The following is a 23,655-nucleotide window of genomic DNA, read 5'->3' on the forward strand; positions in this document are numbered from 1 at the left end:
TGGTCAGGCGTACACGTCTATGCGCGGCTGCGCGGGTGAGTGCAGGAGAGTGGGGGGCTGGATGTCGGCGGCGGATGCCGGGGTCGTGCCGGGTGCCGCGCGGGCGTCGCCGGGGCTTCGGCTCTGCCGGTCGTCGCGTGGCTGCGCCTCGCTGCGGCCTGGCGTCTCGAAGCGCCCCTGAGGATCGGATCGCCCCTGGGAATCGGGTGACGAACCGGACGCGGTGTCGCGGGAGGACACATCGACGGATGCTCCTGGTGCGGCGACGGAGAGGTCACGGCGTAGGTCGGCGAGGATGACACGCAGCGCCTCCCGTCCGGCATCCGAGGGGGAGTGCAGCTCAAGGCGGATGCTGCTGCCGGAGATGTGCGCGCGGACCGTGACGGGCCCGAGGTTCTCGGGCGACACCGTGAGGGTGATGCTGTGCTGACCTTGCGGGTACCGAGCGAGGGCGATCACGGGCGACGTCACCTGTGGCAGCAGGGCTGGGCGCGGCGATCCGGCCGCGGCCGGCTCGGCGGCGTTCGACGCCGCTGTGGGGGCAGACGACGCGACGGGCTGCGGCGCGAGGGCGAGGCTCTCCGCGATGCGCGGGGCGTGCGGCGGCTCGGGGGTCGTGGGGGTGTTCGACACGATTCGAGCACCCGTGCTCAGGCCGGTGGCAGGTGCGCCCCGCGTCCGCTCAGCGCTCGCGCCCGGCTGCGCACCGACGGGCGTCAGGCCGGTCGTGCTTCTCTCGGCGACGACGGGCGCAGCCGGTTGAGAAGCGCGGGTGGCGTCCGCAGCGCGGATCGGGTCGGAAACGGCCGCGATCGGCTGCCCGGAGATGGGCGCCTGAGCAGGCCAGGGAGCCGCGCCCTCGAGCACCGCGCCTGTCACCGCGGTGCCGCCGGCGCTCGCAGGCCGCACAGCCGTTCGCGGGGGCTGTCCAGGCATCGACACCTCCGTCGCAGCCTCCGACGGGGGCTCGACGGCGTTGCTCGCGGCAGGCAGTCCTGCACGCCCCTGAGCGGCCAGGAGCCCCTGCCCAACTGCGGGCAGCCCCGCCTGCATGAGCGGCCGAGCGGGCGTGCCGTCCTGGGCGGTCGCGGCATCAGCGTGCGCTGTGCGGGCCGTGTCCGCGGCAGCCATGGCACCCTCTCCTGCAGCCAGGCGAGCAGACGGCGGATCCGTGCGCGCGGGCTCGAGGGCCTCCCCGATCATCGGAGAACACGAGGTCGCGATCTCCGCGCCGGCCGTCGACGTGTCGGACTGCTCCGGGTCAGACGCGGATTCCGGCCTGCGATGGGCATCCGGCGCGGCGTCGCGGATGGCCGCGGCGAAGTCCTCGGCGGATCCGCCGACGGCGCCGCGCGTCGCCGAGATGCTGGGCGCTGGCGGGGATGCGGTGACGATCAGGGCGCTCATGCGCTGCCCTCGGCCCCGCGGCGCAGCGCCATCTCATCCAGCTCGTGCTGCTCGGCGCGGAGCGCGTCGGCACGCATGCGCGACGCGTGCGCGGCTGCGAGCCGGTCGAGGCCGCGCACCTCGCGTCGGGCATCGCTGTGCGCGGACTGTGCGTCATCGACAGCCTGCCGCTGCGCCTGCGCCAGCGTTTCGAGGTCTGCGAGCATGCTGCGACCCGCCACGCGCGCCGCGGCCATCGCCGCCAGCGAGCGCACATCGACGGCCTCCGAGTCGGTCGCGGCCAGCGCGGCGCGCAGGTGCCGCTCACGCGCGCGGGTCTGGTTCTCTTCGATGACGGCGCGCGACAGCTGCTGTGCGGCGGCGCGCTCCTGGATCGACCGCACGCGCAGCAGCCCGGCGAGCGAGAACGAACGGGTCATGATGCACCTCCGATGCCTGCGACGATCCGCTGCAGCCGGTCCCACGCCTCGGCGGGCGAAGAGATCTCGTCGAGCGGCTGAGTCAGGAAGTCCGAGATCGCGCGCTCATGCGCGATGGCGGCATCGACCCTGGGGTTCGCCCCGGGCTGGTACGCGCCGATGTCGATGAGGTCGTTCGCGGAGCGTCTCGCGGCGAGCACCGCGCGCAGAGTGCTCGTCATGGCGCGCTGCTCGGCGGAGGTGATCTTGCCCGCCACACGCGATACCGACGCCAGCACATCGATCGCGGGGTGGTGCCCCGAGAGCGCGAGAGAGCGGTCGAGCACCACGTGTCCGTCGAGGATCGAGCGCACGGCGTCGGCGATGGGCTCGTTGTGGTCGTCGCCGTCGACCAGCACGGTGTAGATGCCGGTCAGTGAGCCGCCGCTGTCGGTGCCCGCTCGCTCGAGCAACCCGGCCAGGATCGAGAAGGTCGATGGCGGGTATCCGCGCGTGGCCGGTGGCTCCCCGGCGGACAGCCCGATCTCGCGCTGCGCCATCGCCACGCGCGTCAGGGAGTCCATCATGATGATCGCGTGGGCGCCGTCATCGCGGAACCCCTCGGCGATGCGCGTCGCCGTGTACGCCGCGCGGAGCCGGGCCATGGCCGGCTGGTCCGATGTCGAGACGACGACGACCGACCGGGCGAGGCCCTCGGGCCCCAGGTCGTCCTCGAGGAACTCGCGCACCTCACGGCCGCGCTCGCCGACGAGGGCGATCACCGTGGCATCCGCCTCCGTGCCGCGCGTGATCATCGACAGCAGCGACGACTTGCCCACGCCCGACCCCGCGAAGAGGCCTATGCGCTGCCCGCGTCCGACCGCTATCAGCGTGTCGAGGGCGCGGACACCCAGCGGAAGCGGACTCTCGATGCGGTCGCGTCCGAGGATCGACGGCGGCGCGTGGTCGAGGTCGGCCATCCGCGCATCGAGCGGGCCCTTGCCGTCGATCGGACGCCCCATGCCGTCGAGCACCCGGCCGAGCAGTCCGGGCCCGATGGGCACACGAAGGCGCCCGCCACGGCTGCGCACGGGCATCCCGAGGGTGAGCCCCGACATGGGCGAGAGAGGCATGCAGCTCAGTCCGTCGGGACCTGCGGCGACCACCTCGGCGTCGACGCCGTCGCCGAGCTCGACCAGATCGCCCACGGCACCGTCGATGCCGCGCACGTCGACCCCGAGGCCGCGCACCCGCGACACCCGGCCGACCCTCTCCGGGCGTGCGGCGTCGAGCACTGCTCCCCAGGCGCTCATGGCGATACCGCCTCGAGCGCACGGCGTGCCCGTTCCAGCGCGGCGCCGATCCTCGCGTCGACGATGCCGTCCTGCAGGACGACCACGGCGTCGCCGGAGGTGAGCGCGTCATCGACGGCGACGGAGACACCAGCGGGCACGGCACCGTGTCCGCGCAGGACCCGCTCGTCGGCCGGGCTGAACCTCACCTCGACCGAGCGCTCGCCGTCACTCGCCGTCAGCGCCCGGCGCAGGGCGCTCAGCGCCGCGAACTCGCGGTCGATCAGCGCTTCGCCCACGATCGTCTGAGCCAGGTCCACGGCGCGCGCCGAGATCGTCTGCTCATCCGCGCGTGCGAGTTCGGTGACGCGTGCGGAGAGCGCGGCTGCTGCGGACTCGAGGGCACCGAGGGCGGATGCCAGGGCGCGGGCTGCCTGTGCCTCTGTCTGCTCGTGCTCGGCGCGTGCCTGCGCGGCAGCGGCGGCGGCCTCGGCGCTCGCCACCCGGAATCCTTCGGCATGTCCTTCGGCGTACCCGAGCCGCCGTGCCCGCCGGCGCTCGGCGTCGGAGTCGGTGTCACGCAGACGAGGGAAGACGGCGGGCGCGAAGGCGTCAGTAGACATACTCGTCCTCGTCGCTGCGCTGCACCGAGATCTCGCCGGCCGCCTCCATGCCCCGCAGCATGTGCACGATCTCGGCGCGTGCCTCCTCGACCTGCGAGATGCGGACAGGACCGAGGCTGCGGCTCTCGAAGTCGAGGTTCTCGCGATTGCGCTCGGACACGTTGCGGCGGATCACCTCGGCGATGCCCTCGTTCGCGCCCTTCAGGGCGAGTGCGAGGGTGCGGATGTCGACGCCGCGCAGCACGCGCTGCGCGTCTCGGTCGTCGAGACGCACGATGTCGGCGAACGTGAACATCCGCGAGCGGATGTCGTCGGCGAGAGACCGGTCCCGACTCTCGATGCTCTCGAGCAGCGCCTTCTCGATCGACGCGTCCGAGCGGTTGATGATCTCGACGAGCGGCTCGACACCGCCCAGACGCTCGGGGGCGTCGCGGGTCGCGAGCAGACCGGTGCGCGCCTTCAGCGACTCGGCGACGATCGCGATCGCATCCTGCGTCGCGGTGCCCATGGTGGCGATCGCATGCGCGACGTCGGTGCGGGCCGCCTCGGGCAGCGCTGCGAGCACTGCCGCCGCGCGGTCGGTGGGCAGGTGCGCGAGCACCAGGGCGACCGTCTGCGGCAGCTCGCCGTCGAGCAGGCCGGCCACCTGTGCGGGGTCGGCCGCGGAGAGGAAGTCGAAGGCGGAGTTACTCGAGCCGACGCGCCCCAGCAGGGCAGCGGCGCGCTCCGACCCGAACGACGCCTCGAGCAGGGTCGCGGCGATGTCCCTGCCGCCGCGACCAGGGGGGAGGTGACCGGCGGCGATGCGCTGGAAGTCGCCGAGCGCCTGCGCGGTGGTGGTCGCATCCAGGCTGTGCAGGCCGATGATCTCGGCCGTGATCGCCTCGGCCTCGGCCTCGGAGAGGTGCTTCATGACCTCGATAGCGGCCGCCCGGTCGATGTTCATCAGCACGACGGCGGCCTTCTGCCGTCCGCTCAGGTTCTTCATACGCCCGCCCGGTCCGAGAGCATCGTGCGCAGCAGCTCGGCGGTGCGCTGAGGATCGCGGCGGCTGAGCGTCTCGATCTCGCTGCGCCGGCGCTCGAGGCTCACCTGCGCCGGCTCAGCCTCGATCTCGAGCTCGGGAGGCACGTCGCTCGGCAGCACGGCGGTGGGCTCAGGGGCCGTGAGCGGCAGCTGCACTGTCGGCTGCTGCTCGAGCGGCACGGCGCCGGCGTATGCGGCCACAGACGCAGCGCGCTCTCCGAACATCAGATCGAACTCGTCAGGCTGCCGCGCCTTCCGGCGTGCGCGGATGATGAGGAAGACGACCACGGCCAGCAGGGGCGCCGCGATGGCGACGACCAGCAGCGCGGTGCCGAGCAGCGCCATGCGCTGCTCGTCCTCGGCGGCCTTCTTCGCCGCATCCAGGGCGGCTTGCGCTGCTTTCGCATCCTGCTCGCTGAACGGCACCATCTCGACGCTCAGCTGGTCGCCTCGAGTGCGGTCGATCCCGGCTGCTGCAGCGACCAGGTCACTGAGCTGACCGGCACCGATCTTCTCTCCGACCTCGGCGTCGACGGCGACCGAGATGGACTGCCGGGTGATCGAACCCGCGGGGGTGCTCGTCGTCTGAGTGGCCTTGTTCACGTAGTTGTTGCGGGTCTCCTCGGTCACCTCATAGCTGCCTTCGCCGTTCGAGGGCACGGCGATGTTGTCGGGACCGAGCACGCCCGCGCCGCCCTGACCACCGCTGCCGGTCTCGGTGCGCGTGTGCTCGGACGACGACGCGCCGCCCTCGATGGGGGTGTACGTCTCCTCGAGCCGCTCGTTGACCGATCTGTCGATCTCGGCCGCGACGGTGACCGTGGCGTTCCCCGGACCGACCACTTTGTCCAGAAGCTCCTGCACGCTGGCGGCTACTCTGGCCTCGTAGTCACCGGCCTGACGATCGACTCCGCCGGTGGCTCCGACCCCGACCGATGACAGCGTGCGCCCGTTCTCGTCAACGACCGCGACGTTCTCGGGCTTGAGTCCGCTCACCGCAGCGGAGGTCAGGTGGACGATCGCCTCGATCTGAGTGGGCGACAGCGATGTGCGCCCGGTCTCGACGAAGACCGACGCGGTCGGGTCGACGGTCTCGGAGACGAACACGCTCTCCTCGGGGATGGCCAGGCGAACCGATGCTGCGGAGATGCCCTTGAGCGACGAGATCGTGGCGGCGAGCTCGCCCTCGATCGCGCGCTTGTATGCGACCGACTGCTGGAACTCCGAGGTGGTCACACCGAGGTCGTCGAGCAGCGAGTACCCGTCCGAGCTGTCGCTCGGAAGACCGGACGCCGCTGCCGCGAGCCGCTGATCGTAGACGTCGGATTCGGGTACGAGCACGGTCGCGCCGCCGTCGGTCAGCTCGTACGAGACGGATGCCGAGCGCAGCTGCTCGACGACGGCGTTGGCGTCAGAGGCGCTCAGCCCGGTGAACAGCGGCGTCATGGTGGGGCGCGAGGCCCAGCTGAGCAGCGCGGCGATCCCGAGGGCGAGCACGGCCAGGCCGATGATCGCGATGGTGCGCTGCGCCATCGTGAAGCCGGCGACCGCGCGCCGGGCGCGCTGGAAGATGTTCGTGACGGCCGTGGGCATCAGGCCTGCATCCGCATGATCTCGTTGAACGCGTCGACGCCCTTGTTGCGCACGGCGGCGACGAGTTCGAGCGTCACGGCGGCGCGTGTCGAGGCGATCATCGCGGAGTGGATGTCGTCGAGGTCACCCGTGACGGCGGCGACCTTCAGCGCGTCGGACTGCGACTGCAGTCCGCGCAGCTCGTCGATCGCGCCGGTGATGCTCGACGCGAACGCGGGGCCGCCACCCGCAGGTGCCGGCTCAGCGCGGAGCGAGGAGGGGAGCGCAGAGGAGAGCGCGTCGACTCCGGAGACGGGATCCATCAGCTGCGTCCGATCTGCAGGGCGGCCTCATACGCGTTGCGCACGCGGTCGACGATGCCGGCGCTGGCCTGATATCCGCGCTGCGCCATGATCAGCTGGCTCATCTGATCGCCGAGGTCGATGTCGGGGTAGCGGACGTACCCGTCCGCATCGGCGAGCGGGTGGTCCGGCTGGTGCACGAGCCGCCCCTCCGGGCTGCCCAGCTCGGTGCCGGCGACGTACACCCCCGGCGACAGGGCGCTGTTCTCGACGACGACGTACCGCTCCTGGAACGCGGGGGCGGCGGGGGTGACCGCGGTGTTGATGTTGGCGATGTTGTCGCTGAGCGCGTCGAGCCACTTGCGGTGCGTGGTCAGCCCGGTGCCGGCGATGCCGATCGCGTCGAAGGTCATGAGGTCCTCATCGCTGCGCGCAGGGACGAGAACGAGCCGTTGATCGCCTGGGTGGCGAACTGGTAGCGGAGCATCGTGTCGATGCTCGAGAGCGTCTCGGTGTCGAGGTTGACGTTGTTGCCGTTGAGGCGGGTCGGCTCGAGCGATTCGCCGACCGTGGCGGATGCCCGACCGTGTCCGGCCTTGACGGCATCAGCCAGAGCCTCTTCGAACTGCACGCGCTTGGCGTGATAGTCAGGGGTGTTGATATTGGCGATGTTGTCGGCGATCGCGCGCTGGCGCAGAGACAGGCCGTCGAGCGCGCTCGAGAGCGCGGACATGGTCACAGAGTCGAACACGAACCGGCTTCCATCCGTCAGTGAGGTGAGGCCTATCCGTGGCCGATCCTTGCGAGCGCTCCCTGCTCGTCACCCTCTATCGGCTGCTGCCCGAGGTTCGTTAGGCGGTTCACCCCACGACGTCGAGATACGCGGACGCTCCGGCGCCGGCATCCGGGACACGGCGCAACGTGACCAGCTGATGCGCGATCGCGTCCTGCTGTCCGCGGATGTCGGCGATCCGCTCCTGCTGCCGCAGAAGCAGGGCCCTCGCGCGGTCGGCCACCTCCTCCGGCATCGGCGTGGTCGGCGGATGCCAGGGCTCATCGAGCAGCTCGCCGTCATCGAGCTCGCGTTCGAAGCGGTCGAGAAGCGCCGCCCATGCCGTGGCGCTCATGCCCGGGCGGCGCTCGTCGACTCGGCCGGCACCATCGCCTCGGCCGCCTCGTGCCACGCTTCACGCAGCGGAGCGACCAGCTCTGCGCAGGCCCTCGTGCGTTCCGGGTCGCGGCCGATGTTGGCGCCGATGAGGGTCTGCGTGAGGAAGGTGTAGACCCCGCGCAGGCCCGCACTGCCCTCCCACGCGTCGGTGAGCGACGAGTTCAGCTCGGCGACGATCGACTGCGCGTGCTGCAGCTGAGCGTTCGCCTCCGCCCAGTCGCAGGCGCGCTGCGCGGCCTCGCCGCGTTCGATGTCGAGCAGCAGACGGTCGTACAGCATGGTCAGCAGTCGTTCGGGCCCCGCGGAGAGGATGGCCAGTTCCCGGTACCGCTGCTGTGCCTTGAGTGCGGCGTTCATGTCAGGATCCCTTCTGCTGCGGCGCCAGTGCCGCGAGCTGCGAAGTCAGGTACGACGACTGCGACTGCATGCGCGACAGCTGCACCTCGAGCTGCGCATAGGTGCGTTCGAGCGACGCCTTGCGCTGGGCGAGGCGCACATCCCATCGCTCGACCTGCTCGCCGAGCACGTCGACCTCGTTCTGCTGACCGGTGATGCGTGCGGTCAGCAGTCCGTCGTACTTGTCGGAGTAGGTGTCTGTGACCTCCTGCACACGGGCGGCGAGCCCCGAGAAGACGGTCGCGACCTGCGCGGGGTCCGCGGCCAGTGCCGCCGAGAAGCGCTCCTCGTCGAACGACAGGACTCCATACCTGTCGATCGAGATGCCCATGGTCGAGGGGGAGACCCCATCGACCGGATACTGCACCGCATCCGCCAGTGAGCGCCGGAGAGAGCGCACCGTGCTGTCGCCGGTGAAGACACCGAGCGTGGTGGCTCCGCCGCCGGTGGGAACCGTCGCCGTGGATCCCTTGTCGATGCCGCTGAGGATCTTCGCGATCTGCGTCACGAAGGCCTCGTGAGCCTTCGCCTGCTCGGCGACGTCGGTGGTCACGGTGACGGTGACGGGCTGCGCCGACGCGGCGCTCACTGTCACGTCGACGCCGGGGAGAAGATCCGTGAAGGTGCCGTTCGCCGAGGTCACGATCTGCTCGGCGGCGGTGCCGGCCCACAGTCGCACCTGGGCATCCGTCCCGGTCGAGACCGTCGCCGCGCCCGGGTCGGCGAGGATGTCGGCGGCTGTGCCCGCCTCGACCGACGCGATGTCGCCGCGGAGCACGGAGAACGACCCAGCCGCTCCCGGCTCTGCGGCGTTCAGCTGCAGTCGGTACAGGGGAGTGCCGTCGGCGTTGGACCCGGCCCGCACGGCCGCGGCGGTGACGCCGAACCCGGCGCGGTTGATCGCCTGCGCCACATCCTGCATCGAGGTCGACGCGGCCGTCACCTCGACCCGCTCGCCCTTCGAGTTCTGCAGGGTGACGACCGGCGGGGAGTCCGGCCACGCGGCGTGAGGTGCGGAGACGATGGAGTGACGCCCCGCGACGCTGTCGACGACGATGTCGACGGAGCCCGCCGTGGCGTTCGCTCCGGCGGTGACGGTCACGGTGTTCGCTGAGGAGGTCGCGGTGAACTGCGACATGGCGCCGCGCACGCTCGCGCTCTTCGCCTTGACGGCGAGGTCCTGCAGAGAGGCGTTCAGCGACTGCAGGTTCGAGATGACGACGCCCTTGTCGGCGATCTTCGACTTCAGCAGGTTCTTCGGGATGGAGTGCACGTCCATCAGGGCCTTGATGAGCTCGGTCGTCTTCAGACCGGAGACGAGACCGTCGAGCGAGAGTGCCATGCCAGCCTTTCGGAGAGGGTGACTCCGGGTGAGCGTTCGGGTCGCTCACCCGGAGTCGATCGATCAGGATCAGCGCAGCAGCTGCAGCACGCCCTGGGTCGACTGGTTGGCCTGAGCAAGCATGGCGGTGCCCGCCTGCGACAGGATGTTCTTCGCCGTGAACTTGACCATCTCCGACGCCATGTCCGTCTCGCGGATGCGGCTCTCGGCTGCGCCGAGGTTCTCCGAGGCGACGTTGAGGCTGTTGATGGTCGACTCGAAGCGGTTCTGCTTCGCACCGAGGTCGGCACGAGCGGTCGACACGTTGGTGATGGCCGCGTCGATGAGCTCCACGCCGGCAGCGGCGGAAGCGGCGCTGCTGACGTCGATCGCGACGCTGCCCGCAGCGAGGTCCGCTCCGGTCGACTCGAGGGTCGCGACACCGGCGACGGCGGTCGCCAGGTCGGCCAGGTTGACGGTGATGGTGTTCGAGAGGTCGGTGCCGGCGACGTTTCCGTTCGCGCCGACCTGGAACGACAGCGCAGCGCCGTCCATCAGGTTGATGCCGTTGAACTGCGTGTTCGCGCCGATCCGGTTGAGCTCAGAGGCGAGGCCGTTGATCTCTCCCTGAAGCGCGGTGCGGGAATCGGTGTTGTTCGAGTCGCTTCCGGCCTGCACCGCGAGGTCGCGCATGCGCTGCAGGATGGAGTGCACCTCGGTCAGGGCGCCTTCTGCGGTCTGGATGACCGAGATGCCGTCCTGAGCGTTGCGCGCGGCGACGTTCAGACCGCCGACCTGCGCGCGCAGGCCCTCGGAGATCGCGAGGCCCGCTGCGTCGTCGGCAGCGCGGTTGATGCGGAATCCGCTCGAGAGCTTCTCGAGCGACTTCGACAGGTCGTTCTGCGTGTTCGACAGGTTGCGGTAGGCGTTGAGCGCCGACACGTTGGTGTTGATCTGCATACCCATGGTGTGTTCCTCCGTGATGGGATTCGTACGGAGCCCGTCCGTGGGCTCCACCCACACCTATCGGCGCACGCAGGCGGGCCGTAAGCCGTCAGGAGGTGATGGAAGCGGAGCCCGCGAGCGCCCGGGCGATGCGCGACCCGCCGGTCTCGGCGATGCGGGCGAAGAAGCCGTCTCGCACCGATGCAGAGACGCGGGACGTCGTCGGGGCCTCCTCGCCGTCACGGTAGAACCGCTCGAGCGCGTCGCGGAGCAGGCGGATGGCCTCGGCCCGCTGCTGAGACACGGCGGAGTGCGATACGCCCAGCTCCTCGGCGATCTCCTTCACGGGGCGCTCGTCGATGTACACGGCGTGCACGATCATCCGCATCCGCTCGGGCAGCGCCCTGATCGCGTGGTCGAGCACGGTTCGTCGCTCGGCGACAGCCGCCGCCTCATCGGGCAGGGGCGTGTACGAGGCGAGATCGGACTCGTGCACGTCGTCGAGCGTCGTGACGGAGCGGGTGGCGTCGGCGAGAGCCGCCAGCACCTCTTCCTGGGAGACGCCCATCGCGGTGGCGATCTCTGCGGCGGTCGCCGGACGGCCGAGGCCCGAAGACAGGGTGTCCTGCACCGCTGTGGTCTCTTTGATGCGTCGGCGGATGCCCCGGGATGCCCAGTCCATCGACCGCATCTCGTCGGCGAAGGCCCCGAGGATGCGCCGACGGGCGTAGGCTCCGAACGGCACGCCGAGCGACGGGTCGTACGCCTCGGCCGCCGTGACCAGCGCGAGGGCGCCGGCGGATGCCAGTTCTTCACGCGGCACGTGCGTCGCGCGCGCATGGGTGTCTGAGGCGAGATAACCCACCAGCGGCAGGTTCTCCTCGATCAGGCGATTGCGCTCTTCACGCGTCGTCATGGCTGGTGGCCCCCTCGTAGAACACAGGAACGGACTGCTCCTGCATGGTGGGTCCCCTCCCATACCATGTCCTGAATGATAGTGGCATGGGGAGAACTACCCATGCCAGCGCGGATAACGATCTGCGCTCGCCGGTCGATAGATGCAGTCGACCGGTCGAACGACGCGTCACTCACTGGGGAAGAGAGTCAATGGGAGCCAACGAATTGTCTGCGCAGCTATGGCGAGAACGTGAGCTGCTCGAGCTGCTGCTGTTCAAGCTCGAGGAGCAGGAGCTTCTGCTCGCCGCCGGCCGCACACGCTGGATGCAGTTCGCCACGCGTGAGATCGAGCAGGTGCTCGATGGACTCCGCACGGCCGGGATCGCCCGCGTCGTCGAGGCCGAGACCGTCGCCGCCGAATGGGGCGCGCCTGAGGGTGCCAGCATCAGGCAGCTCATCGACAGCGCGCCGGAGGGGGCCTGGCGCGACGTCCTCATCGAGCACCTGAACGCGCTGACGAAGCTGACCGATGAGATCGGCCGCCTGCGCGACGCGAACTCAGAGCAGCTGCGCGCGGTCATGCGGGCCACGCAGGAGACGATCGCCGGCCTCGGTGACGACACCGGCGAGTACACCACCCACGGTGAGCGCGCGCGCGAGGACTCCGCGCGCATCATCGACACGGAGATGTGAGGAACATGTCGACATTCAGCGGACTCGGCACCGCCGCCAGCGCCCTCGCCGCGGCTCGGCGGGGGATGGATGTGGTGGGGCAGAACATCGCCAACCAGGCGACCGATGGCTACACGCGTCAGCGTGTCAGCACGTCGGCGATCGCGGCGGTCGCCCAGTCGGGACGCTTCAGCCTCGGAGCACTTCCCGGGCACGGCGTCTCGGTCGACGGCGTCGCCCGCCTGGGGGACGTGCTTCTCGATGCGCGCGTCCGCGATACGGCCGGCGCCGCCGGCTTCTGGTCTGCGCGCGCACTCGCCGCCACCACTGCTGAGACCGCTCTGGCCGAGCCGACCGAGCACGGTCTGGCAGCGCGTCTCTCGCAGTTCTGGAACGCGTGGCAGGATCTGGGCAACACGCCTGATCAGGGCGCTGCCGCAGCGACGGTGCTGCAGTCGGCATCGGAGCTCGCGACCCGGATCGCCGGCGGGTACCGCGCCGTGGCGACGCAGTGGGCGGATGCCAGGCAGTCCGCCGAACGCACGGTCGCTCAGCTCAACACCGCCGCGTCGCAGATCGCCCAGCTGAACACCGAGATCCGTGACGCGCTCGGCGCCGGCAGCTCTGCGAACGAGCTGATCGACAGGCGCGACGCTCTCGTGCAGACCACCGCGCGACTCGCGGGCGCCAGAGGCACACTCGAGGCCGACGGCACCATGACCGTGCGCATCGACGGCAACGCCCTCGTCGCGGGCGGCGACGCCAGGTCGCTGACCCTCGCGGGGCCGGTCACCATCGAGCAGGGCGGAGCGCTGTCGGTGTCGTGGAGCGGCGCCGACGGCTTCGCGGTGTCGGTCGACGGAGGTGAGCTGGGCGGGCTGCTGAGCGTGCTCGCGCCGGCGGACGACGGCGGCACGCTGGCGAGACTGGCCGGGTCGTACGACGACGTGGCCCGAGCTCTCGCCTCCAGCGTCAACGAGCGGCACCGCGCGGGAGTGACGGCCGCCGGTCAGACCGGAGGGGACTTCTTCGCCCTGTCGGGGTCTGGCCCCGCCGCGCTCGGGCTCTCAGTGGCCGTCGGGAGTGCATCCGATCTCGCCGTCGCCAAGCCGGGAGGCGGGCCCCTGGATTCAAGCAATGCGGATGCGATCTCTCAGATCGGGCGCAGCGCGGGCGGACCCGACTCCATCTGGGCGGATGTTGTCGCCGGCTTCGCCGTCGCCACCGCCGGCGACATCCAGCGCGCGACCCTCTCGGACGTCGCGTCGACGGCCGCGGTCGGCGCGCAGCGATCTGTGGCGGGAGTCGACGGCGACGAGGAGACGATCAGCCTGCTCACGTTCCAGACGGCCTACCAGGCGGCGGCCAGGGTTCTCACGGCCGTGGACGAATCGCTCGACGTGCTCATCAACCGCACCGGCCTCGTGGGCCGCTAGGAGGAGGACGACCATGATCTCCCGGGTGACAGCGTCTTCCATGACGCACACGGCCATGCGCCAGCTGCAGGCCAATCTGTCGGAGTTGTCGCGGCTGCAGGAGCAGGCGAACTCGCAGCGTGCGTTCCTCGCGCCCTCCGACGACCCCCATGCGGCAGCCACCACGCTGCGGCTGCACTCCGAGCAGCGCCGCACCGAGCAGCACGCCCGCAACATCGACGATGGCATCGCCTGGCTCGCGACCGCGGACTCGGCGATCACCGCGAGCACCGCCCTGCTCGCCCGTGTAAGGAACCTGACGGTGCAGGGAGCCAATGACGGGGCGATGGATGCGACGGCGAAAGAAGCCATCGCGGTCGAGCTCGAAGGCATCCGCGATGAGCTGCTCGCGCAGGCGAACACCACCGTGCTGGGGCGCTCGGTCTTCGCCGGCACGTCCGACACCGCGGCGTTCGACCCGACCGGCGCGTTCAGCGGACATCCCGGAGCGGAGGTCGTCCGTCGTGTCTCCGACGAGGCATCCATCCGCGTCGACACCGACGGCGCCGCGGTCTTCGGAACGGGAGCAGGGTCGGTGTTCGCCCTGATCACCGATATCGTGGCCGATCTGCGGGGTGGGCAGAATGTCGGTCCCCGCCTGACCGAGATCGATGAGCGCCGCGACGCGATGCTCAGCGTGCAGGGCTCGGTGGGCGCAAGGCAGTCGCAGCTGGAGCGAGCCAAGGAGGCGACAGTGCAGGACTCCGTGTCACTCGAGGCGCGACGAGCCGCCGTCGAGGACGTCGACTCCGTCGAGGTGCTCGTGAGGCTGCAGGCTCAGGAGCTCGTGTACCGATCCGCGCTCGCCGTCACCGGCCGCGTTCTGCAGCCCACGCTCCTGGAGTTCCTGCGATGACCGCTCTTCTCGATTTCCTCGCCCCTCCGCTCGGACTCGCTCCGCACACGCGGTTCCGGCTCGACCCCATCGACGGGGCCGACGGGCTCTTCTCGCTCGGCGCCGTCGACGACGACGGTCTGCGGCTCTACCTCGTCGACCCGCAGACGGTCGTGTCGGGCTACGCTCCGACACTCGCGGAGGAGCACGCCGACGCCCTCGGTCTGACTGCAGCAGATGATGCGCTGGTGCTGGTCGTGGCGAGCCACACCGGCGAGGGCGTGCACGTGAACCTGCTCGCCCCGATCATCGCCAACAAGGTCACGGGCGCTACGGCCCAGGTCATCCTCGAGGGCCAGGACTACCCGCTGCGGGCACCGCTCGGCTGACCGGGCGGCGCGGACTAACCTGGAAGGGTGATCCTCGCCGTCGACACCTCTCTCGGAACGGCCGTCGCCGTCATCGACGCCGACGGGCGCACCGTCGCCGAGGCCGGCACCCCCGATCCGCTCGGTCACGCCGAGGTGATCGGAGACCTGCTGGCCCAGGTGGCGGGTCATGAGATCACGCACGTCGTCGCCGGAATGGGCCCTGGCCCGTTCACCGGCCTGCGCATCGGCATCGCCGCCGCGCGGGCGTTCGCGCTCGGCCGGGGCATCCCCCTCGTCCCGGTGCCCAGCCACTTCGCGATCGCCCTCGAGCACGCGGCCGACGGTCCATTCGCGGTGGTGACCGATGCGCGACGGCGAGAGATCGCCGTCAGCGTCTTCGATGGGACCGATGCCGACGGCATCCCGGATCTGACCCAGCCGACGCGCCTCGAGAAGCGCGGCGCCGAGATAGATGAGCCGGTGCACGAGGTGACCGAGCTGTCGGCCGCGGCGCTCGCCCGCGTCGGCGCCCGTGCCATCGCAAGCGGCCGCGTTCTGGCCGACGCCGAGCCGCTCTATCTGCGCTCGCCCGATGTGGTGCAGCCCGGCGCCCCGAAGCGGGTGGGCTCATGACCCTGCGCCCCGCGACCCTCGACGACCTGCCCGCGATCATGGGCCTCGAGCAGCGCAGCTTTCCCACCGATGCGTGGAGCGAGCAGACGATGGGCACCGAGATCGCGAGCCTGCACAACGTCTACCTGGTCGACGTGGAGGGCGAACGCGTCGTCGGCTACGGAGGAGTGCGGGCTCTGCAGGGCTCGGCTGATTCCGACATCCAGACGATCGCGCTCGACACCTCCCTTCGAGGGCAGGGGCGAGGACGCGCGCTGCTGCGCGCGCTGATCGTCACCGCGCTCGAGCGCGGCGCGCGCGAGCTCTTCCTCGAGGTGCGGGACGACAACATCCCGGCTCATACGCTCTACGCCTCGGAGGGCTTCGCCGAGATAGGCCGCAGGCAGGGCTACTACCAGCCTGACAACGTGGATGCGGTGATCATGCGCCTCGACCTGTGGTCGTGGGCGCGCAGTTCGACCGATGCAGCAGAGGAGACGAGCGCATGACCGGTCCCCTGGTGCTCGGAATCGAGACGAGCTGCGACGAGACCGGCATCGGGATCGTACGCGGACGGACGCTGCTGTCGAACACGATCGCGTCGAGCATGGACGAGCATGCACGCTACGGCGGGGTCGTGCCGGAGGTCGCTGCACGGGCCCACCTCGAGGCCCTGCAGCCGTCGATCGAGCGGGCCCTCGCCGAGGCGCGGGTGACGCTCGACGAGCTGGATGCGATCGCCGTGACCAGCGGCCCCGGACTCGCGGGAGCGCTGATGGTGGGCGTCGGCGCGGCGAAGGGTCTCGCGGTGAGCCTCGGCAAGCCGCTGTACGCGGTGAACCACCTCGTCGGTCACATCGCCGCCGACATCCTCACCTCCGAGGATCGCGCCACGGCTCCGCTCGAGTACCCGACCATCGCGCTGCTCGTCTCGGGCGGGCACACCTCGCTCCTGCACGTGCGCGACCTGACGACCGACGTCGAGCTGCTCGGCGAGACGGTCGACGATGCGGCAGGCGAGGCCTTCGACAAGGTCGCCAGGCTGCTGGGCCTGCCCTACCCCGGCGGACCGCAGATCGATAGGGCAGCAGCCGACGGCGACCCGAAGGCGATCCGCTTCCCGAGGGGGCTCTCGAAGGCGTCCGACATGGCGAAGCATCGCTACGACTTCTCGTTCTCGGGCCTGAAGACCGCGGTCGCGCGCTGGGTCGAGCGCGCCGAGGCGGCCGGTGAAGAGGTTCCGGTGGCCGACGTCGCCGCGAGCTTCCGTGAGGCCGTGATCGACGTGCTCGTCACCAAGGCCCTCGCCGCCTGCGAAGACCGCGGTGTGCCGCGTCTGCTGCTCGGTGGCGGCGTGATCGCCAACAGGCGCCTGCGCGAGGTGGCCCTCGAGCGGGCGGCGGCGGCCGGCGTCGCCGTGCGCATCCCGCCGCTGTCGCTGTGCACCGACAACGGCGCCATGATCGCCGGTCTCGCAGCCGAGCTGATCGTGAGCGGACGCGGCGCCTCGACCCTCGCGTTCGGCGCCGATTCGACGCTCCCTGTGACCGAGATCCAGGTGAGCCCGGCATGAGCGACCCGCGCATCGAGCAGCCCACCCCCGAGGTCGAGAAGCCCGGTGGCGGCGCTGAGCTGCCTGGTGCGGCGAAGGGCTACGGCAAGCTGCCCACCGGGCCCGTGCCGGTCGGGCAGGTCGCCGCGCATCCGGATGCGGATGAGCAGCCGGTCATGGAATGGGCGCCCACCACGAGCGATCAGCCCGTCGATGATGCACGGCTCGCGCCGTGGGCGCTGGTCGCCGCGATCGTCGCACTCGCGACATCGATGTTCGTCGGCTGGGGGATCCCGGTAGCGATCATCGCCGTGATCGCGGCGATCATGTCGCTGCGAAGACCGATCGAGAATCGCGGCGTCGCGATGTGGGCGCTGGTGCTCGGATTGTGTGCCACGCTGTTCAGCGCAGGGTGGCTGCTGTGGGCCGCGATGCAGCTCGAGAGTCTGGGGTGACGCATGCTGGACGAGGCGAAGAGCTCACGACGACGTGAGCTGCAGCGCCGGGCGTATGCCCCCGGTGGGGGAATCACCGAAGCGGAGCACGCCGAACTGCGAGAACTCGATGCCCTGGCTGCGACCGCTGCGCCTGCAGAACCGGCTCCGGCACCCGCTCCCGAGCGAGGCGCGGAGCGACGGGACGGGCCTGCAGGTCCCGACGCGGCCGCCCGGTCCGAACGCCCTTCACCCCGCATCGACGGCTCAGGAGCCGGCGAGGTCCCGGCGCATGACGAGATCTCGCATGAGCAGGTGAGTGAGCCCACCGGCACCGATGCGACCTCGGGACGGCGGCGGCCGGGCATCCCGATCCTCGCCCTGTCGACGCTGGTCGCGCTGCTCATCGGCTTCGGCGGAGGATGGGTGCTGCTGGGCCGCTCCGACGCCCCGGCGATGAACGCTGCGCAGGCGAGCGCGCTGGCGGAGATCGAGAAGACCGGGCGGTTCGACCCGGGCTCGATCGTCTATCTCGGCGAGAAATATGACGCCTCGGTGTGGCGCGCGACCAGCGAAGACGGCGCGAAGACCTGCCTGGCCATCAGTGTCGCCGATCAGAATCGGTTCGAGTGCATGACGCCGCCGGAGCCTGACGACGAGACGCCGTTCGCCCAGCCCATCGGCGTCTCGATCGATCGCGCCGAGGGCGAGCACCACTGGTCCTACTGGGCGACGCTCATCGATGACATCGCCGGCCGCGAGACGCTGCTCGTCCAGCGGCATGACATGTCTGCCGGCATGGACTGGACATCGCAGTTCACCGACGAGGAGCAGGCGCAGATCGAGAAGATCGCGGCGCAGGGCGTCGACCCGCGGTACATCCAGATCGTCGGCTACGACGGAGAGGTGCCCGTCTTCATCTCACAGGCGATGAAGACGTGCGTCTACGTCGTCGATCCCGAGGGCGATGCCGTCATCGAGTCGTGCGAGCCCACCGATGAGGGCGTCTTCCTCCTCTCACGGGGCAGCACGGTGTACGAGGTGCGCGAGACGCCGTCGCGGGGTCCGGTGCTCACCGTCGTGCGGAACGGCGGATGACGACATGGCGGACGCGGGCAACGAGGCCAGACGTCGAGAGCTGCAGCGGCGCGCCTTCGCGCCGAATGGCGCACTGACGGATGCCGAGGCCGCCGAGCTGCGTGAGCTGAGCGCTCGGGTCGTGGCACCAGCGCCGCGCCCAGTCGCAGCGAGCGGGGAGTCCGATTCCCCAGCGGCCCCGGCCGCCCCGGCGGCGCCAGGCGCCCCGGCCGCACCGGACCCCGTGCGCGCGGACACACGTTCGGATCAGGAGTCCGAGGCGGAACCAGAGGAGGTGACGGGGCGCTCGCTGCCCGACCGGCCCGACCGTGCGCGTCGCATGCCGGGCATCCCGATCCTCGTCCTCTCGGCGCTCGTGGCCGTGCTGCTGGGAGTGGGCGTCGGCTGGCTCGCCTTCGGCCGAGACGACGGCCGCCCCTCGATGACCGACGCTCAGCGCAGGACACTGGTGCAGCTCGACGCGTCGGACGAGTTCGATCCGGGCTCTGTCGTGCTGACCGGCGCGAAGCATGGCGTCGAGGCCTGGTACGCGACCAAGACGGCCGACGACAGCGAATGCCTCGTGCTCATCGCGGCACAGGGGGCCGACGCCGCCAGCACATCGGATGGCGCGGCGGATGCCGAGGGCCGGCAGACCGTCTGCCAGAAGACGGGTGAGCCCGACACGTACGGCCTGCAGGCGAACGTCGAGCTGACGATCGACGGTGAGCGGGCGATCGTATGGGCGGTGCTGCTGGAGGACATCGACGGAGAGCGCGTGACGATCATCCAGCGCGAGGTGCTCGCCGATGACGGCACCTACGACTGGCGGGAGCAGTACTCAGGACGCGAGCTCGAGATCGCAGAGTTCCTCGACAGGTCCGGTTACGACGGGAACGCCCTCCAGCTCATCGGGTGGGACGAGACCATACCCGTGTGGATGACCTTCGACGGCGCGCAGTTCTGCCTGCTGGTCGCCGAGCCCACCGCTCTGATCGCCGAGGGCTGCGCGGAGTTCGACTCCTCGAACGGCGGACGCCTGGAGGTCGGCACCGATCGCGGCATCTACCAGCTCAACCTCACGCAGAACGTCGATCCGCGACTGACGATCATCCGCACGCCGGAGTCGATCGTCTGCGACGTCGACTCGGGATACTGCGGGGTCGACGACAAGACCGGCGAGACCGGCGGCTGATCAGACGCGATCGGCGAGGATCGCCACCCGGCCGGCCGGAGTGCGGGTGAGGATCAGCGTCGCGGCCGTCGAGCCCTTGAGGGAGAGCTTCTTGCGGAACGCCGCCGGATCGATGTCCATGCCGCGCTTCTTGATCTCGAGACGGCCGATGTCGGCCCTGCGCAGCGCCTGATTGATCGTCTTGACGTGCGCGGGCATGGTCTCGCGCACGCGGAACGACTGCACGAACGGCGATGTCAGCGCCGCATCGCCCGTGAGATACGCGATCTGCTCGTCGACCATCCCGGCGTCGAGCGAGCGGGCGACTTCGCCGATGAGACGCGCGCGGATGACGGCGCCGTCTGGCTCGTGCAGGAAGGCGCCGAGCTCGCGCACCGGCTCGTCGGCGGCGTCCGCCGCGGCCGTGATCTCGTGCGTCTCGCCACCCTGCGTCACGAGAGCCGAGCGCCGGATGCCGGGGCGGGCCAGCTCGCCGCTCCACAGCACGAGCTCGACCACGCTTCCGTCGGCGCTCACCCACTGCGCCTCGACGTCGTCGGGGATGAGGTCGCGGTCGAGCCCCGGTCCGAGCTTGATGCCGGTCGGATGCCGGCGCGCGACGTCGAAGCACCAGTCGAGCGACGGCGACCAGTCGGCGGGCGAGGTGCGGGTGGTCTCGCTGTGCCCCGCGGTGCGGCGGGCGGGGTCGAGCCAGACGGCGCCGTCGGTCGGAACAGAGGCCTCGGCGGTTCCGTGATGCACGGTCGCGTCGGGGAAGGGGGCCAGGTTGTATGCGGCGATCGCCGAAGTCACCTGATCGGCATCCACTGCCTCGACCATCAGCCCGGCGCCGGCGAAGGCGAGACTGTCGCCGCCGATCCCGCAGCCGAGATCCGAGACGCGCGTGATGCCGGCGCGGCGCAGCCGCACGGCGTGCAGGGTGGCCACGTTCAGGCGCGTGGCCTGCTCGAGACCGGCACGGGTGAACAGCATCCGGTCGGCGAACTCGCCGAACTTCGCCCGCGCCTTCACGCGCAGACGCGCCTGTCCTACAACGGCCGAGACGAGGTCGGGGGAGTGGCCGGCTGCACGCAGCCGCGACACCGAGCGGGCGACGTCCGCAGACGACTCGACGGCGCCCACCTCGTCGAGCAGCGCGAGACCATCGCGCGTGAGCAGTGCGGTCAGCTCAGACATCTCCACAGGAAGAGCCTACGGTCCGCGATCGGGCTGGCACTCGCATTGCATGAGTGCCAACGCTCGGCATACACTGGAGTTAGCACCCTCACCACGAGAGTGCTAACAGTCTTCTGATCTCAAGCACGAAAGAAGAGGTACACCGTGTCGGTTTCCATCAAGCCGCTCGAGGACCGCATCGTCATCCAGCAGGTCGAGGCAGAGCAGACCACCGCAAGCGGTCTGGTCATCCCCGACACCGCGAAGGAGAAGCCCCAGGAGGGCCAGGTCGTGGCAGTGGGCCCCGGCCGCATCGACGACAACGGCAACCGCGTTCCGCTCGACGTCGCCGTGGGCGACCGCGTGCTCTACAGCAAGTACGGCGGCACCGAGGTGAAGTTCGGCGCTGACGAGTACCTGGTGCTCTCGGCTCGCGACGTGCTCGCCGTCGTCGTCCGCTGACGCAGGTCGACAACAGCTCCCAGAGGGCCCGGATGCCACGGCATCCGGGCCCTCTGCCGTACCCCCGCGACGCGTCTCGACCGCCGGCGCCGCCACTAGGCTGAATCGGTGAGCACGAGAAACGGCGGGATCGCCTACACGATCGGCGCCTACCTGATCTGGGGCGTGCTGCCGCTGTACTTCCTCGCGCTCGTTCCCACCGGGGCGTGGGAGGTCGTGGCCTGGCGCGTGCTGCTCTCGTTCGTGTTCTGCCTGCTGCTGCTGACCGTCATGCGCGGCTGGCCGGCCCTCATCGCGATCATGCGTCAGCCTCGGCTGCTCGGCTGGACCGCGCTCGCCGGCGTGCTCATCTACGTCAACTGGCAGACCTTCCTCATCGGCACCCTGACCGGCCACGTGATCGAGACGAGCCTCGGCTATTTCATCAACCCGATCTTCACCGTCCTGCTCGGCGTCTTCGTACTCCGCGAGCGCGTGCGGCGCATGCAGTGGGTGGCGATCGGCATCGCCATGCTGGCCGTGATCGTGATCATCGTCGCCTACGGGAAGTTCCCCTGGATCGCCCTGACGCTCACGGCATCGTTCGGCATCTACGGACTGGTCAAGAAGCAGATCGGGGCGGCGGTCGACGCCACGAGCGGCCTCACCCTCGAATCGTTCTGGCTCATCCCGATCGCCATCGTGACGCTCATCGTCGTCGGGCAGACCGACGGCATCACCTTCGGTCAGGTCTCGCCGCTGCACACCGTACTCGTCGCCGGGGCCGGCATCGCGACCGCCGTGCCGCTGCTGCTGTTCGCCGCCGGCACCAGGCGCATCGACCTCAGTCTCGTCGGGCTGCTGCAGTTCATCACCCCGGTCATGCAGTTCATCGTGGGCTGGGCGCTGCTCGGAGAGCCCATGCCCTTCGAGCGCTGGATCGGCTTCATCCTCGTCTGGATCGCGATCGTCGTGTTCGTCGCCGATCTCCTGCTGCACAGCCGGCGAGCGCACGCCGGATCGCCGATCACCGCGCCCGTCGACCTGGTCTGACCGGCGCTTCTGTGCCCTGACCGGATCGTTAGGCGACCGAGATGGAAGCGATACCACGGGCGGCATATCACCCAATAGGGTGAGAGCACCCGAAGTGGAAATCCACGTTCAGTTACGCAAGGGAGCAACATGAACGCAATGAAGGGCTCGCGTCCCGCGAGGATCTTCGCGGCGGCTGCGATGGTCAGCGCCTCCGCACTCATCATCGCGGGCTGCAGCAGCACGCCCGCCGAGAAGCCCTCCGGTGACGGCGACGGCGGCAAGAAGCCGGCCGCCGACCTCACGCTCAAGCTGGGCTCGCTGCTGCCGCAGACCGGTGCACTCGCCTTCCTCGGCCCGCCCATGGAGTCGGGTGTCGGCCTCGCCGTCAAGGAGATCAACGAGGCGGACGCCGGCATCCAGATCGAGCTCACCGCAGAAGATGAGGGCGACACCGACACCAAGGCGTACGAGACCTCGATCACCAAGCTGCAGGGTGCTGGTGTCACCGCGATGATCGGTGCCGCGGCATCCGGCGTCTCCCGACTGATCCTCGACGGAAACGTCAACGCGGGCGTGCTGCAGATCTCGGCATCGAACACCGGCCCCGACTTCACCGACTGGGACGACAAGGGCCTGTACTTCCGGACCGCTCCCAGCGACCTGCTGCAGGGCGAGGTCCTCGGCAACCTGATCGCCGAGGACAACCGCAAGACGCTCGGAATCATCTACCAGAACGACGCGTACGGCACGGGTCTCGACGCCGCCATCAAGGAGACGTTCGAGGCGGCAGGTGGCGAGGTCGTCGCCGAGGCCTCGTTCAACGTCGGCGACGCGCAGTTCGACGCCCAGGTCGAGACCATCAAGGCCGAGAACCCCGACGCCGTCGCGATCGTCTCGTTCGACCAGTTCAAGACCATCGGTCCGCTGCTGGTCAACGCCGGCATCTCGGCCGACAAGTTCTACATGGTCGACGGAAACCTGTCGGACTACGGTGACGAGATGCAGGTTCCGCTCGAGGGCGCGCAGGGCACCAAGGCCGGCCCGGTTCTCGAAGACGACTTCGTCGAGCGCCTGCAGGCGTACTGGACGGGCGAGGGCAACGCCGAGGTGAAGGACTTCACCTACGCCGGCGAGGCCTACGACGCCGCGATCCTCGTCGCACTCGCGTCGCTGGCCGCCGGCTCGACCGAGGGCGCTGACATCGCCTCGAAGATGCAGGAGGTCTCGGGCGGCTCGGGCGACGGTGAGAAGTGCACCTCGTTCAAGGAGTGCGCCAAGATCATCAACGACGGAGGCACCGCCGACTACGACGGCTACTCCGGCGAGGTGACCTTCGACGAGAACGGCGACCCGCAGGGCGCCACGATCGGCATCTACAAGTACAAGGCAGACAACACCATCGAGCGCACCAACTGACGCTCGCTCACAGAAGGCCCCGGATGCTGGCATCC

28 protein-coding genes are annotated in these 23,655 nt (G+C 70.0%); 13 read left to right on the forward strand and 15 right to left on the reverse strand.

Annotated elements, in window-relative coordinates:
• Nucleotides 1–3: 3 nt before the first annotated feature.
• From JOE67_RS12035 to JOE67_RS12100, 14 genes are all read right to left on the reverse strand, one after another.
• Nucleotides 4–1,407, reverse strand: coding sequence for a flagellar hook-length control protein FliK (locus JOE67_RS12035; protein ID WP_204975788.1), 1,404 nt, complete (start codon nt 1,405–1,407; stop codon nt 4–6).
• Nucleotides 1,404–1,826 carry a flagellar export protein FliJ gene (locus JOE67_RS12040; protein ID WP_204975789.1) on the reverse strand — a complete coding sequence of 141 codons (423 nt, stop codon included), beginning with the start codon at nt 1,824–1,826 and terminating at the stop codon, nt 1,404–1,406. The genes JOE67_RS12035 and JOE67_RS12040 overlap by 4 nt, the downstream gene beginning before the upstream one ends.
• Nucleotides 1,823–3,118 carry a FliI/YscN family ATPase gene (locus tag JOE67_RS12045; protein WP_204975790.1) on the reverse strand — a complete coding sequence of 432 codons (1,296 nt, stop codon included), beginning with the start codon at nt 3,116–3,118 and terminating at the stop codon, nt 1,823–1,825. The genes JOE67_RS12040 and JOE67_RS12045 overlap by 4 nt, the downstream gene beginning before the upstream one ends.
• Complete coding sequence (locus JOE67_RS12050) at nt 3,115–3,720, reverse strand: FliH/SctL family protein (RefSeq protein ID WP_204975791.1); 606 nt, start codon at nt 3,718–3,720, stop codon at nt 3,115–3,117. Before JOE67_RS12050 ends, JOE67_RS12045 begins: the two co-directional genes overlap by 4 nt.
• The gene (fliG, locus tag JOE67_RS12055) at nt 3,710–4,708 is read right to left on the reverse strand and encodes a flagellar motor switch protein FliG (RefSeq protein WP_204975792.1); all 999 of its coding nucleotides are present in this window, start codon (nt 4,706–4,708) and stop codon (nt 3,710–3,712) included. The genes JOE67_RS12050 and fliG overlap by 11 nt, the downstream gene beginning before the upstream one ends.
• On the reverse strand, nt 4,705–6,339 hold the full coding sequence (gene fliF / locus JOE67_RS12060; RefSeq protein WP_204975793.1) for a flagellar basal-body MS-ring/collar protein FliF: 1,635 nt from the start codon (nt 6,337–6,339) through the stop codon (nt 4,705–4,707). Before fliF ends, fliG begins: the two co-directional genes overlap by 4 nt.
• Nucleotides 6,339–6,641: a flagellar hook-basal body complex protein FliE gene (gene fliE / locus JOE67_RS12065; protein WP_204975794.1), complete on the reverse strand. Its 303-nt coding sequence runs from the start codon at nt 6,639–6,641 to the stop codon at nt 6,339–6,341. Before fliE ends, fliF begins: the two co-directional genes overlap by 1 nt.
• Nucleotides 6,641–7,033 (reverse strand): flagellar basal body rod protein FlgC, encoded by a 393-nt coding sequence (locus JOE67_RS12070; protein WP_204975795.1) that lies wholly within the window; start codon nt 7,031–7,033, stop codon nt 6,641–6,643. Before JOE67_RS12070 ends, fliE begins: the two co-directional genes overlap by 1 nt.
• Nucleotides 7,030–7,371 carry a flagellar basal body protein gene (locus JOE67_RS12075; protein WP_204975796.1) on the reverse strand — a complete coding sequence of 114 codons (342 nt, stop codon included), beginning with the start codon at nt 7,369–7,371 and terminating at the stop codon, nt 7,030–7,032. The genes JOE67_RS12070 and JOE67_RS12075 overlap by 4 nt, the downstream gene beginning before the upstream one ends.
• Before the next feature lie 109 nt (nt 7,372–7,480).
• The gene (locus JOE67_RS12080) at nt 7,481–7,747 is read right to left on the reverse strand and encodes a hypothetical protein (protein ID WP_204975797.1); all 267 of its coding nucleotides are present in this window, start codon (nt 7,745–7,747) and stop codon (nt 7,481–7,483) included.
• Entirely contained in the window at nt 7,744–8,148 is a 405-nt protein-coding gene (gene fliS / locus JOE67_RS12085; RefSeq protein WP_204975798.1) for a flagellar export chaperone FliS, read from the reverse strand. Before fliS ends, JOE67_RS12080 begins: the two co-directional genes overlap by 4 nt.
• Before the next feature lies 1 nt (nt 8,149).
• Nucleotides 8,150–9,529, reverse strand: coding sequence for a flagellar filament capping protein FliD (gene fliD, locus JOE67_RS12090; protein WP_204975799.1), 1,380 nt, complete (start codon nt 9,527–9,529; stop codon nt 8,150–8,152).
• 69 nt (nt 9,530–9,598) lie between these two features.
• Nucleotides 9,599–10,474 (reverse strand): flagellin N-terminal helical domain-containing protein, encoded by an 876-nt coding sequence (locus JOE67_RS12095; RefSeq protein WP_274606823.1) that lies wholly within the window; start codon nt 10,472–10,474, stop codon nt 9,599–9,601.
• Between the two features lie 88 nt (nt 10,475–10,562).
• Complete coding sequence (locus JOE67_RS12100) at nt 10,563–11,369, reverse strand: sigma-70 family RNA polymerase sigma factor (protein ID WP_204975800.1); 807 nt, start codon at nt 11,367–11,369, stop codon at nt 10,563–10,565.
• Between the two features lie 191 nt (nt 11,370–11,560).
• On the opposite strand from JOE67_RS12100, the gene flgN reads away from it, so the two are divergent.
• Genes flgN through JOE67_RS12150 form a run of 10 tightly spaced genes read left to right on the forward strand, consistent with a single transcriptional unit; the run spans nt 11,561 to nt 19,573 of the window.
• Nucleotides 11,561–12,043: a flagellar export chaperone FlgN gene (gene flgN / locus JOE67_RS12105; RefSeq protein WP_204975801.1), complete on the forward strand. Its 483-nt coding sequence runs from the start codon at nt 11,561–11,563 to the stop codon at nt 12,041–12,043.
• A 5-nt stretch (nt 12,044–12,048) separates the two neighbouring features.
• The gene (gene flgK, locus JOE67_RS12110) at nt 12,049–13,458 is read left to right on the forward strand and encodes a flagellar hook-associated protein FlgK (protein ID WP_204975802.1); all 1,410 of its coding nucleotides are present in this window, start codon (nt 12,049–12,051) and stop codon (nt 13,456–13,458) included.
• Nucleotides 13,459–13,471: 13 nt separating this feature from the next.
• Nucleotides 13,472–14,353 carry a flagellar hook-associated protein FlgL gene (gene flgL, locus JOE67_RS12115; protein ID WP_204975803.1) on the forward strand — a complete coding sequence of 294 codons (882 nt, stop codon included), beginning with the start codon at nt 13,472–13,474 and terminating at the stop codon, nt 14,351–14,353.
• Nucleotides 14,350–14,721, forward strand: coding sequence for a flagellar assembly protein FliW (locus JOE67_RS12120; protein WP_204975804.1), 372 nt, complete (start codon nt 14,350–14,352; stop codon nt 14,719–14,721). The genes flgL and JOE67_RS12120 overlap by 4 nt, the downstream gene beginning before the upstream one ends.
• Nucleotides 14,722–14,748: 27 nt before the next feature.
• Complete coding sequence (gene tsaB / locus JOE67_RS12125) at nt 14,749–15,336, forward strand: tRNA (adenosine(37)-N6)-threonylcarbamoyltransferase complex dimerization subunit type 1 TsaB (protein ID WP_204975805.1); 588 nt, start codon at nt 14,749–14,751, stop codon at nt 15,334–15,336.
• The gene (gene rimI / locus JOE67_RS12130) at nt 15,333–15,824 is read left to right on the forward strand and encodes a ribosomal protein S18-alanine N-acetyltransferase (protein WP_204975806.1); all 492 of its coding nucleotides are present in this window, start codon (nt 15,333–15,335) and stop codon (nt 15,822–15,824) included. Before tsaB ends, rimI begins: the two co-directional genes overlap by 4 nt.
• A complete protein-coding gene (gene tsaD, locus JOE67_RS12135) occupies nt 15,821–16,888 on the forward strand; it encodes a tRNA (adenosine(37)-N6)-threonylcarbamoyltransferase complex transferase subunit TsaD (protein WP_204975807.1) in 1,068 nt (355 codons plus the stop codon). The genes rimI and tsaD overlap by 4 nt, the downstream gene beginning before the upstream one ends.
• A complete protein-coding gene (locus tag JOE67_RS12140; protein ID WP_204975808.1) occupies nt 16,885–17,322 on the forward strand; it encodes a hypothetical protein in 438 nt (145 codons plus the stop codon). The genes tsaD and JOE67_RS12140 overlap by 4 nt, the downstream gene beginning before the upstream one ends.
• A gap of 3 nt (nt 17,323–17,325) precedes the next feature.
• Nucleotides 17,326–18,399, forward strand: coding sequence for a hypothetical protein (locus tag JOE67_RS12145; protein ID WP_204975809.1), 1,074 nt, complete (start codon nt 17,326–17,328; stop codon nt 18,397–18,399).
• A 4-nt stretch (nt 18,400–18,403) separates the two neighbouring features.
• Nucleotides 18,404–19,573: a hypothetical protein gene (locus JOE67_RS12150; RefSeq protein WP_204975810.1), complete on the forward strand. Its 1,170-nt coding sequence runs from the start codon at nt 18,404–18,406 to the stop codon at nt 19,571–19,573.
• Here the strand turns inward: JOE67_RS12150 and JOE67_RS12155 are convergent, their stop codons facing one another.
• Entirely contained in the window at nt 19,574–20,755 is a 1,182-nt protein-coding gene (locus tag JOE67_RS12155; RefSeq protein WP_204975811.1) for a THUMP-like domain-containing protein, read from the reverse strand.
• A gap of 138 nt (nt 20,756–20,893) precedes the next feature.
• Between JOE67_RS12155 and groES the strand changes: the two genes are divergently transcribed.
• From groES to JOE67_RS12170, 3 genes are all read left to right on the forward strand, one after another.
• Nucleotides 20,894–21,190: a co-chaperone GroES gene (gene groES / locus JOE67_RS12160; RefSeq protein ID WP_099196502.1), complete on the forward strand. Its 297-nt coding sequence runs from the start codon at nt 20,894–20,896 to the stop codon at nt 21,188–21,190.
• 108 nt (nt 21,191–21,298) lie between these two features.
• Nucleotides 21,299–22,222, forward strand: coding sequence for an EamA family transporter RarD (gene rarD, locus JOE67_RS12165; RefSeq protein WP_204975812.1), 924 nt, complete (start codon nt 21,299–21,301; stop codon nt 22,220–22,222).
• A gap of 129 nt (nt 22,223–22,351) precedes the next feature.
• Entirely contained in the window at nt 22,352–23,620 is a 1,269-nt protein-coding gene (locus tag JOE67_RS12170) for an ABC transporter substrate-binding protein (RefSeq protein ID WP_204975813.1), read from the forward strand.
• Nucleotides 23,621–23,655: the final 35 nt, after the last annotated feature.

The organism is Microbacterium esteraromaticum, assembly GCF_016907315.1.
GTDB classification, from domain to species: domain Bacteria; phylum Actinomycetota; class Actinomycetes; order Actinomycetales; family Microbacteriaceae; genus Microbacterium; species Microbacterium esteraromaticum.

What these genes read in the sequence shown, in the direction of transcription:
- JOE67_RS12120 (WP_204975804.1), top strand. Translation starts at nt 14,350, where the DNA reads ATGACCGCTCTTCTCGATTTCCTCGCCCCTCCGCTCGGACTCGCTCCG.
- rimI (WP_204975806.1), top strand. Translation starts at nt 15,333, where the DNA reads ATGACCCTGCGCCCCGCGACCCTCGACGACCTGCCCGCGATCATGGGC.
- flgL (WP_204975803.1), top strand. Translation starts at nt 13,472, where the DNA reads ATGATCTCCCGGGTGACAGCGTCTTCCATGACGCACACGGCCATGCGC.
- JOE67_RS12150 (WP_204975810.1), top strand. Translation starts at nt 18,404, where the DNA reads ATGGCGGACGCGGGCAACGAGGCCAGACGTCGAGAGCTGCAGCGGCGC.
- JOE67_RS12140 (WP_204975808.1), top strand. Translation starts at nt 16,885, where the DNA reads ATGAGCGACCCGCGCATCGAGCAGCCCACCCCCGAGGTCGAGAAGCCC.
- JOE67_RS12035 (WP_204975788.1), bottom strand. Translation starts at nt 1,407, where the DNA reads ATGAGCGCCCTGATCGTCACCGCATCCCCGCCAGCGCCCAGCATCTCG.
- fliS (WP_204975798.1), bottom strand. Translation starts at nt 8,148, where the DNA reads ATGAACGCCGCACTCAAGGCACAGCAGCGGTACCGGGAACTGGCCATC.
- JOE67_RS12170 (WP_204975813.1), top strand. Translation starts at nt 22,352, where the DNA reads ATGAACGCAATGAAGGGCTCGCGTCCCGCGAGGATCTTCGCGGCGGCT.
- JOE67_RS12095 (WP_274606823.1), bottom strand. Translation starts at nt 10,474, where the DNA reads ATGGGTATGCAGATCAACACCAACGTGTCGGCGCTCAACGCCTACCGC.
- JOE67_RS12100 (WP_204975800.1), bottom strand. Translation starts at nt 11,369, where the DNA reads ATGACGACGCGTGAAGAGCGCAATCGCCTGATCGAGGAGAACCTGCCG.
- JOE67_RS12050 (WP_204975791.1), bottom strand. Translation starts at nt 3,720, where the DNA reads ATGTCTACTGACGCCTTCGCGCCCGCCGTCTTCCCTCGTCTGCGTGAC.
- flgK (WP_204975802.1), top strand. Translation starts at nt 12,049, where the DNA reads ATGTCGACATTCAGCGGACTCGGCACCGCCGCCAGCGCCCTCGCCGCG.
- JOE67_RS12080 (WP_204975797.1), bottom strand. Translation starts at nt 7,747, where the DNA reads ATGAGCGCCACGGCATGGGCGGCGCTTCTCGACCGCTTCGAACGCGAG.
- JOE67_RS12145 (WP_204975809.1), top strand. Translation starts at nt 17,326, where the DNA reads ATGCTGGACGAGGCGAAGAGCTCACGACGACGTGAGCTGCAGCGCCGG.
- JOE67_RS12045 (WP_204975790.1), bottom strand. Translation starts at nt 3,118, where the DNA reads ATGAGCGCCTGGGGAGCAGTGCTCGACGCCGCACGCCCGGAGAGGGTC.
- fliD (WP_204975799.1), bottom strand. Translation starts at nt 9,529, where the DNA reads ATGGCACTCTCGCTCGACGGTCTCGTCTCCGGTCTGAAGACGACCGAG.
- JOE67_RS12070 (WP_204975795.1), bottom strand. Translation starts at nt 7,033, where the DNA reads ATGACCTTCGACGCGATCGGCATCGCCGGCACCGGGCTGACCACGCAC.
- fliF (WP_204975793.1), bottom strand. Translation starts at nt 6,339, where the DNA reads ATGCCCACGGCCGTCACGAACATCTTCCAGCGCGCCCGGCGCGCGGTC.
- JOE67_RS12040 (WP_204975789.1), bottom strand. Translation starts at nt 1,826, where the DNA reads ATGACCCGTTCGTTCTCGCTCGCCGGGCTGCTGCGCGTGCGGTCGATC.
- flgN (WP_204975801.1), top strand. Translation starts at nt 11,561, where the DNA reads ATGGGAGCCAACGAATTGTCTGCGCAGCTATGGCGAGAACGTGAGCTG.
- fliE (WP_204975794.1), bottom strand. Translation starts at nt 6,641, where the DNA reads ATGGATCCCGTCTCCGGAGTCGACGCGCTCTCCTCTGCGCTCCCCTCC.
- fliG (WP_204975792.1), bottom strand. Translation starts at nt 4,708, where the DNA reads ATGAAGAACCTGAGCGGACGGCAGAAGGCCGCCGTCGTGCTGATGAAC.
- tsaD (WP_204975807.1), top strand. Translation starts at nt 15,821, where the DNA reads ATGACCGGTCCCCTGGTGCTCGGAATCGAGACGAGCTGCGACGAGACC.